Source organism: Halomonas sp. BC04 (genome assembly GCF_000568385.1).
The window spans coordinates 1-7,482 of record NZ_AZQX01000144.1 but is presented as its reverse complement, the minus strand read 5'-3'; the positions used below and the strand labels follow the sequence as shown (position 1 = coordinate 7,482).

Genomic DNA, 7,482 nt, shown 5'->3' with positions numbered 1-7,482 from the left:
AAGGTCTTCTTGAGTCAGCATCTTGTTGTTCCTCAATCGAGCGTTGATGGGCGAGAGCTGATAGTGTTCTCCCATACCTTAGTCAATATTGCCAGCCTCGCATGGCGAGAGGCTTTCAGCGCTATTTCGACTATCCGTAGTTGCTTTTTTTCCAAAGCGGCCTTTACCTGGGTGGAACGCCTCGATCGGCACAAAAGACACCAACCATCGTCGATACGGAACGCAGGGAAAATGCGGGAGATAATTGAATGATACTGCTGGAGATTCGCGTACCCCCCGAATGGGTCGATTACAACGGCCATATGAACGACGCCGAGTACGCCAGGGCCTTCTCCCTGGCAGTGGAGGCGCTGATGGAACGTATCGGCCTCGACGAAAAAGGCCGGACACGGCACGGCCATACGATCTACACCCTGGAAACCCACCTCTGCTATCGGCGGGAAGCGCACGAGGGCCAGCCGCTGGCAGTAGACGTCACCCTGCTGGACCGAGACGCCAAGCGACTGCATGTCTTCTTCTCGATGCGCGACGGCCAGGGCGAACTACTCGCCACCAGCGAGCAGATGCTGATGGGCATCGACACGCAAAGCCACCGACCCGCCCCGTTTCCGCCTGCCGTGATCAATGCCATCGGCGGCCTGCCGCAGGTAGAGCCCGATGCCTGGCCGGAGACCGCCGGGCGGCGGGTCGGTATTCCGCGGCGCTAAAGGCAGAATCGCGGCCTGCCTGCGGTGGCGGCTTCCACCATCGCCTAGACAGGCATGAATATTAAATTGACACCTATGTACAGGCTTCACTACTGTTGTTGAAAACACAACAAGGTAGAGGCCCTACCATGGTTAACGACCCGCTGCTGCAGCCCTTCAAGCTCAAGCATCTCACCCTGAAGAACAGGCTCATGATGACCTCCCACGAGCCTGCCTACCCAGAGGATGGGATGCCCAAGGCACTCTATCGTGCCTACCACGTCGAGCGGGCCAAGGCCGGCCTCGGCCTGACCATGACAGCAGGGTCCGCCACGGTGGCCAAGGACAGCCCGCCGGTGTTCAACAACATCCTGGCCTACCAGGATGAGGTGGTGCCCTGGATGCGCGAGCTGACCGACGCCTGCCACGAACACGGTACCGCGGTGATGATCCAGTTGACCCACCTCGGTCGGCGCACCCGCTGGGACAAGGGCGACTGGCTGCCGGCGGTGTCGCCCTCCCACCGTCGCGAAGCGTCCCACCGCGCCTTTCCCAAGCAGATAGAGGACTGGGATATAGAGCGCCTGATCCGCGACTATGCCGATGCCGCCGAGCGCATGCATGCCGCCGGTCTCGATGGCATCGAGCTACAGGCCTATGGCCACCTGATGGACCAGTTCTGGTCACCGCTGACCAATACCCTCGAGGCGCCCTACGGGGGCGATCTCGACAATCGGCTGCGCTTCACCTTCGACGTGCTGCGCGCCATTCGCCAGCGGGTCGGCGCGGCGTTCATCGTCGGCGTGCGCTACACCGGCGACGAGATGCTGGCGGGCGGGTTGACCGCCAGCGATGGGCTGGAGATCTCCCGGCGCCTGAAGGAGAGCGGCCTGGTCGACTTCCTCAACGTGGTCCGCGGTCACATCGACACCGACGCGGGCCTCACCGACGTCATTCCCATCCAGGGCATGCCCAGCGCCCCGCACCTGGATTTCGCCGGGGAGATCAAGCGAGAGGTGGACTTCCCCACCTTCCATGGTGCCAAGATCCAGGATGTCGCCACCGCCCGCCATGCCATCGCCTCGGGCAAGGTCGACATGATCGGCATGACCCGCGCCCACATGGCCGACCCGCACATCGTGCGCAAGATCGTGGAAGGGCGCGAGGAAGAGATCCGTCCCTGCGTCGGTGCCAACTACTGCCTCGACCGCATCTACCAGGGGGGTGCCGCCTACTGCATCCACAACGCGGCTACCGGGCGGGAAACCACCATGCCCCACACCATTCCCAGGGCAGCGCAGAAGCGTCGGGTGGTGATCGTCGGCGCCGGGCCCGCGGGATTGGAGGCCGCCCGAGTCGCCGGGGAGCGGGGCCATGAGGTGCTGGTGCTCGAAGCCGCCAGCGATGCAGGCGGGCAGGTGCGCCTCACCGCACAGAGCGAGCGGCGTCGCGAGATGCTGGGCATCATCGATTGGCGCCTGGCCCAATGCGAGGCACTCGGCGTCGAGATCCGCTACAACGTCTGGGCCGAGGTCGAGGATGTGCTCGCCGAAAAACCGGACGTGGTGATCGTGGCCACCGGCGGCTACCCCATGGACGACCGGCCCGCAGTCGGCAGCGACCTGGCGGTCAACAGCTGGGACATCCTGTCCGGCCACGTAGCGCCGGGCAAACGGGTGCTGCTGTTCGACGATGCCGGCGATCATGCCGCCATGCAGGCGGCGGAGATCATCGCCGCCACCGGGGCCGAACTCGAGATCATGACGCCGGATCGCACCTTCTCGGCGGAGATCATGGCCATGAATCTGGTGCCCTACATGCGCTCCCTTCAGCGACCCAACGTCACCTTCACACCCACCTATCGGCTGAAATCCGTGCAGCGCGACGGCAGTGAACTGCTCGCCGGGATCACCAGCGACTATGTCATTCATGGCCAGCCGGACCTGGATCAGGAAAGACGCATCGACCAGGTAGTGGTCAACTACGGCATTACACCAATGACTGATATCTACTTCGAACTGAAGCCGAACTCCAGCAACGGCGGCGAGGTGAACCACGACGACCTGATCGTCGGCCGGCCCCAGGCGGTTGTCCGCAACGCGAATGGTAGCTTCCAGCTGTTCCGGATCGGCGATGCCGTCGAGTCGCGCAATACCCACGCGGCGATCTATGACGCTCTGCGGCTGGTCAAGGATTTATAGTGAGCTGACACCCGAAACAGGGAGACCACATCGATGCCAACCGGCAATGGCCGCAATACCAAGTGGAAAGGCTCCCGCGAGGCCTGGCTCGATGCCGCCTTCGAGCTGCTGCTCGAGTCAGGTGTGGATAGTGTGCGGATCCAGCCATTGGCCAAGCGGCTCGACGTCTCGCGGACCAGCTTCTACTGGTTCTTCAAGGACCGTGAGGCGCTGCTGGACGCCCTGGTCGAGCGCTGGCGCGAGAAGAACACCCAGGGCCTGGTGCGACAGACCGAAGCCTATGCCGAGAGCATTACCGAGGCGATCCTCAACGTCTTCGACTGCTGGCTCGATCCAAGGCTATTCGACTCCCAGTTGGAGTTCGCCATGCGCAGTTGGGCGTTGCAATCGGAGGAGGTGGCAAGGGAGATCGATAGTGCGGATGAGAGCCGTATCGAGGCGCTGGCCCGCATGTTCGAACGCTTCGGCTTCGAACCGCTGGCAGCCAACGTTCGCGGCCGTACGATCTACCTCACCCAGATCGGCTATATCACGATGAAGACCCAGGAAGCGCTCGAGGTTCGCATGCGGCGCATCCCCGCCTACGTGGAGATCTTCACCGGGCAGGCGCCACAGGCCCGGGAGCTTCAACGCTTCCAGGCCCGGCATGGGGGCGCACGAGAAGTCGCCACTTAGCGCTACACTAGCTTGGCCGGGTCAAACAATCGCTGGCCAAGAAACGTGAACGCCAGCGCCTGCATATGTGCCCGCTGACGGCTATCGGCGGCACCGCCATGTCCTCCTTCGATGTTCTCGTAGTAGAGCACCCGATGCCCCTGCTCATGCATGCGGGCCATCATCTTGCGTGCATGGCCCGGGTGAACCCGGTCATCACGGGTGCTGGTCATCAGCAGCATGGGCGGGTAGTCGGCCGCTGGGTCGAGGTTGTGATAGGGCGAGACATCGCGCAGGAAGGCATCCCAGTCGTCGCCGTCGGGATCGCCGTACTCGGCCACCCACGAGGCACCGGCGAGCAGCTGGTGGTAGCGACGCATGTCGAGCAGCGGCACCTGGCACACCACGGCACCGAGCAGTTGGGGATAGCGTGTGAGCATGTTGCCCACCAGAAGCCCGCCGTTGGAGCCGCCCTGGACGCCCAGCCGCTGCGGCGAGGTGACGCCGCGAGCGATCAGGTCTTCGGCCACGGAGGCGAAGTCCTCGAATGCCTTGTGGCGCTTTTCGCGCAGCGCCGCCTGGTGCCAGCGCGGGCCATACTCCCCGCCGCCACGAATGTTGGCCACCACATGGACGCCACCCTGGGCGAGCCAGCCACGCCCCACGCCGGGGTTGTAGCCAGGCAGTAGCGGCACTTCGAAGCCGCCGTAGCCATAGAGCAACGTCGGATGCTCGCCGTTTGGTTCGAGATCTCTCCGCGCCACCTGAAAATAGGGGATCGGCGTGCCGTCGAGGCTGGTGGCGAAATGCTGGGTCACCTCGAGTCCTTCGGCATCGAACAATGCCGGGGCCTGCTTGAGCGTCTCGAGCTCTTCGCCGACTTGGCCGTGCAGCAGCGTGGTCGGCGTCAGATAGTCGCTGACGACAAGAAATATTTCGTCGCTCTCCTCCTCGTCCACCGCGCTCACGCTGACGCTGACGCTCCCCAGCGTAGGTACGCCCACCAGCGGATCGGGCTGCCACTGACCTTCCTCGGGCGTCAACACGTAGAGCCTGTTCTTGACGTCGTCGAGCACGTTGAGGATCAGGTGGTGTCGCGTCCAGGTCGCGTCCGCCAGGGAGGTGCGCTCGGTGGGCGTGAACAGCACGCGGAAGTTGCGACTGCCGGCCATGAAAGCCTCGAAGTCGACGACCAGCAGCGCGCCGGCGGGGTGGGTGGTGCCGTCGAGCTCCCAGGGCTCTCGCAGCTCCACGAGCAACCACTCGCGGTGAACCTGCTTGTGGGCCGAATTGGGCACCTTGATGCGATGCAGGCTGCCGTCGGCATCGCACAGGTAGAGCTCGCTGTCGTAGAAGGCCCGGGCGCGACTGACGAAGTCTCGCTCGTGGCCCGGGGTGGGGTCGTGCCAGGCGGTGATATAGAGGTCGTCCGACTCGCCCGCGAAGAGGGTTTCGGCCTCGTCGAGCGGCATACCACGCCGCCAGCGCTTGACGATACGCGGATAGCCCGACTCCGTCAGCGAGCCTTCGCCGAAGTCGGTGTAGGCATAGACCGTGTCAGGATCGACCCAGCACAAGCCCCCCTTGGCCTCAGGACGAAAATAGCCATTCACGACCCAGCGCTTCTCAACCAGATCGAATTCGCGTGTGACATCGGCGTCGGCGCCACCGCGGGAGAGAGACACCAGGCAGTGGCGCCAGGGTTGGCCCGGGTCGCTGGGCTTGAGACAGCGGGCACCATGCCACACCCAGTTCTCGCCCTCCTGGGCGTTGAGCGCGTCGAGATCGATCAGCACCTCCCACTCGGGGCGCGCCTTGCGATACTCCTCCGGCGTGGTGCGCCGCCAGAGCCCGCGGGGGTGGTTGCGATCCTGCCAGAAGTTGTAGAAGTGCTCGCCGCGTTTGACCACGAAGGGGATGCGATCATCGGCATCGAGAATCGCCTGCAGGTCGTCTCGCAGGGTTGTGAAACCCGGCGACTCGGCGAGCCGCGCCTGGCTCTCGGCGTTACGCGCTTCCACCCAGGCCAGGGCACGTTCACCCGCGACCTCCTCGAGCCAAAGGTGGGGGTCGCCCCCTCCTTCCTGAAGGGAATGGGACTGCTGGCGTTCCATGTCGAGAGACCTCTTCGTGGCTGATTCCGACACACTAGCAGAGCCGCCCCGGTGTCACACGGCGACGTCGCGTGATACCGGCCGCCTCGGCACTGAAAACCCTGCGTTTCCCATGCAGTGGCCAAGTGGCGCGGGACTGACTAGCCTGATCAAGGTAACCCTCGGCGGCCCGCTTGCAGAGGGAAACATCCCTGCAAGTGCGCCCGCTCAGAACGACTGTTCAAACAGCTGTGCAAAGACACTGTACTGAACAATAACGGAGGTGAGCATGCGCCATGGAATTTCGACAACACTACGCAAGGGCCTGGCGATAGCGGCCTGTACCACCCTCGTCCTATCGACAGCGGCCGTGGCCGATGGCCATGGCGACTGGCCCGAGCGCGATATCGATTTCATCATTCCCTTCGGCGCAGGCGGTGGCAGCGACGCCTGGGCCCGCACCCTGTCGACCGGTGCACGCGAGCACTTCGGCGTCGACTGGAACCTGCAGAACCGTCCCGGCGCCGGCGCCACATTGGCTTGGGAGTATTTGCTGGACCAGCCTGCCGACGGCTATACCGTGCTGCTCTCTAGCCCCACCCCGGTCCTGACGGCACTGATGGAAGAGGATCCCCTGGTTGACCCCTACGACCTCAAGGTGGCGGGCTACATCTCGGCCTTCCGCTCCTTGATCCTCGCTGCCAACGACAGCCCCATGGCGGACTGGGAGGGCCTGCAGGAAGCGGCTGGCGATAGCCCGGTAGTCATCGCCGGCACCAATTCGCTGCTGGCCGGCGCTGCCAACATCTTCGCCGAAGCCGGCGTGGAGGCCGTGTATGTGCCGTACAGCTCCACCGGCGAGGCCGTCAGCGACTTTCTCGGGGGCCACGTCGACCTGCTGGCCGCCACGGCATCGACATCGCTGGGCATCGTCCCCGAACACGCCGCGGTGGTAATGAATACCAGCGACATCCCCCTGCCCGAAGATGTCGATGAGCAGCTCGGTGGCGACATAGCCGAAGCCGCCGACTTCGGCTATGACGCATGCGTTTTCCGCGCCCGATCGGCTTTCACCCCGATACGCCGGACCCCATCGTGGCCGAGTTCTCTCGCCGGCTGGAGTCCTTGCTGACCGAGGACGAGAGCGTGCCCGCCATGCTCGACAGGATGGGCGAAGAGGTGATCTTCATGGGCTTTCCCGAAGCCAATGAGGACTATGCCCGACTGGTCGATCGAATGCGCAGTGCCCTGGAACTGCTCGAGTAACGCCCGTGGCACGCATTCGGTGAATGGCTCCCAACCGGGAGCCATCCACGTAACGGTGCTGGAGTCTCACCATGTCAACCAAGACCGGCTTGCGAGGCCTGGGCCGCTGGTGTCGTACCAACCAGGGAATCGGCATTCTCCTGGCCACTGTCGTCGCCCTGCTGTTCTTCTACCTGTGGCAACAGGACTGGTTTCACCGCGAGCAGCGTGATGGCATTACGCTGGGTTTCTTCCCCGGCCTGGGCCTGGCTGCCATGCTGATGGCCTCGCTGGCGCTAGCCGTGGACAAGTGGCGTCATGCGGTAGCCGAAGAAATGGCCGATGTCGGCTGGCGTGACCTCGTCTGGGCACTGCTGTTCTGCCTCGCGGCGCTGGTGATGTATCGCCTCATGGAACCTCTGGGCCTGCCCCTGGCCAGCGCCCTCTTCCTTGCCGGCATGATCTATCTGCTGGGTCTGCGCCCCTGGTACCTGGCTCCGGCCCTGGCGATACCGATTTCCCTCATTATCCTTGCGGTCTTTACGCTGCTGGGCATCCGCCTGCCGGGGGACATCGTGCCTTTCCTGTAGCCTAGCCCGCCCG

8 protein-coding genes are annotated in these 7,482 nt (G+C 64.0%); 7 read left to right on the top strand and 1 reads right to left on the bottom strand.

Annotated features, from left to right (window positions below; translation table 11 throughout):
• The 4 genes from Q427_RS33785 to Q427_RS09985 all read left to right on the top strand — a co-directional run.
• A partial coding sequence (locus tag Q427_RS33785; protein WP_231613594.1) for a hypothetical protein occupies window positions 1–252 on the top strand: 252 nt, incomplete at its 5' end.
• On the top strand, window positions 249–707 hold the full coding sequence (locus tag Q427_RS09995) for a thioesterase family protein (protein ID WP_043513474.1): 459 nt from the start codon (window positions 249–251) through the stop codon (window positions 705–707). The genes Q427_RS33785 and Q427_RS09995, both read left to right, overlap by 4 nt.
• 128 nt (window positions 708–835) lie before the next feature.
• The gene (locus Q427_RS09990; RefSeq protein WP_043513472.1) at window positions 836–2,887 is read left to right on the top strand and encodes an NADH:flavin oxidoreductase; all 2,052 of its coding nucleotides are present in this window, start codon (window positions 836–838) and stop codon (window positions 2,885–2,887) included.
• Between the two features lie 33 nt (window positions 2,888–2,920).
• A complete protein-coding gene (locus tag Q427_RS09985; protein WP_043513470.1) occupies window positions 2,921–3,562 on the top strand; it encodes a TetR/AcrR family transcriptional regulator in 642 nt (213 codons plus the stop codon).
• A 2-nt stretch (window positions 3,563–3,564) separates the two neighbouring features.
• Here Q427_RS09985 and Q427_RS09980 read toward each other — a convergent pair whose 3' ends face one another.
• Window positions 3,565–5,655, bottom strand: coding sequence for a prolyl oligopeptidase family serine peptidase (locus Q427_RS09980; protein ID WP_051496274.1), 2,091 nt, complete (start codon window positions 5,653–5,655; stop codon window positions 3,565–3,567).
• A gap of 268 nt (window positions 5,656–5,923) precedes the next feature.
• Here Q427_RS09980 and Q427_RS09975 point away from each other — a divergent pair, with 268 nt between their 5' ends.
• From Q427_RS09975 to Q427_RS28775, 3 genes are all read left to right on the top strand, one after another.
• The gene (locus Q427_RS09975) at window positions 5,924–6,766 is read left to right on the top strand and encodes a Bug family tripartite tricarboxylate transporter substrate binding protein (protein ID WP_043513468.1); all 843 of its coding nucleotides are present in this window, start codon (window positions 5,924–5,926) and stop codon (window positions 6,764–6,766) included.
• A complete protein-coding gene (locus Q427_RS31200) occupies window positions 6,730–6,900 on the top strand; it encodes a hypothetical protein (protein ID WP_155833526.1) in 171 nt (56 codons plus the stop codon). The genes Q427_RS09975 and Q427_RS31200 overlap by 37 nt, the downstream gene beginning before the upstream one ends.
• A 71-nt stretch (window positions 6,901–6,971) precedes the next feature.
• Window positions 6,972–7,469 carry a tripartite tricarboxylate transporter TctB family protein gene (locus tag Q427_RS28775; protein WP_051496273.1) on the top strand — a complete coding sequence of 166 codons (498 nt, stop codon included), beginning with the start codon at window positions 6,972–6,974 and terminating at the stop codon, window positions 7,467–7,469.
• The last annotated feature ends 13 nt before the right edge of the window (window positions 7,470–7,482 follow it).

Coding starts and splice junctions, on each gene's coding strand:
- Q427_RS28775 (WP_051496273.1), top strand. CDS start 6,972: ATGTCAACCAAGACCGGCTTGCGAGGCCTGGGCCGCTGGTGTCGTACC.
- Q427_RS09985 (WP_043513470.1), top strand. CDS start 2,921: ATGCCAACCGGCAATGGCCGCAATACCAAGTGGAAAGGCTCCCGCGAG.
- Q427_RS09995 (WP_043513474.1), top strand. CDS start 249: ATGATACTGCTGGAGATTCGCGTACCCCCCGAATGGGTCGATTACAAC.
- Q427_RS09975 (WP_043513468.1), top strand. CDS start 5,924: ATGCGCCATGGAATTTCGACAACACTACGCAAGGGCCTGGCGATAGCG.
- Q427_RS09990 (WP_043513472.1), top strand. CDS start 836: ATGGTTAACGACCCGCTGCTGCAGCCCTTCAAGCTCAAGCATCTCACC.
- Q427_RS09980 (WP_051496274.1), bottom strand. CDS start 5,655: ATGGAACGCCAGCAGTCCCATTCCCTTCAGGAAGGAGGGGGCGACCCC.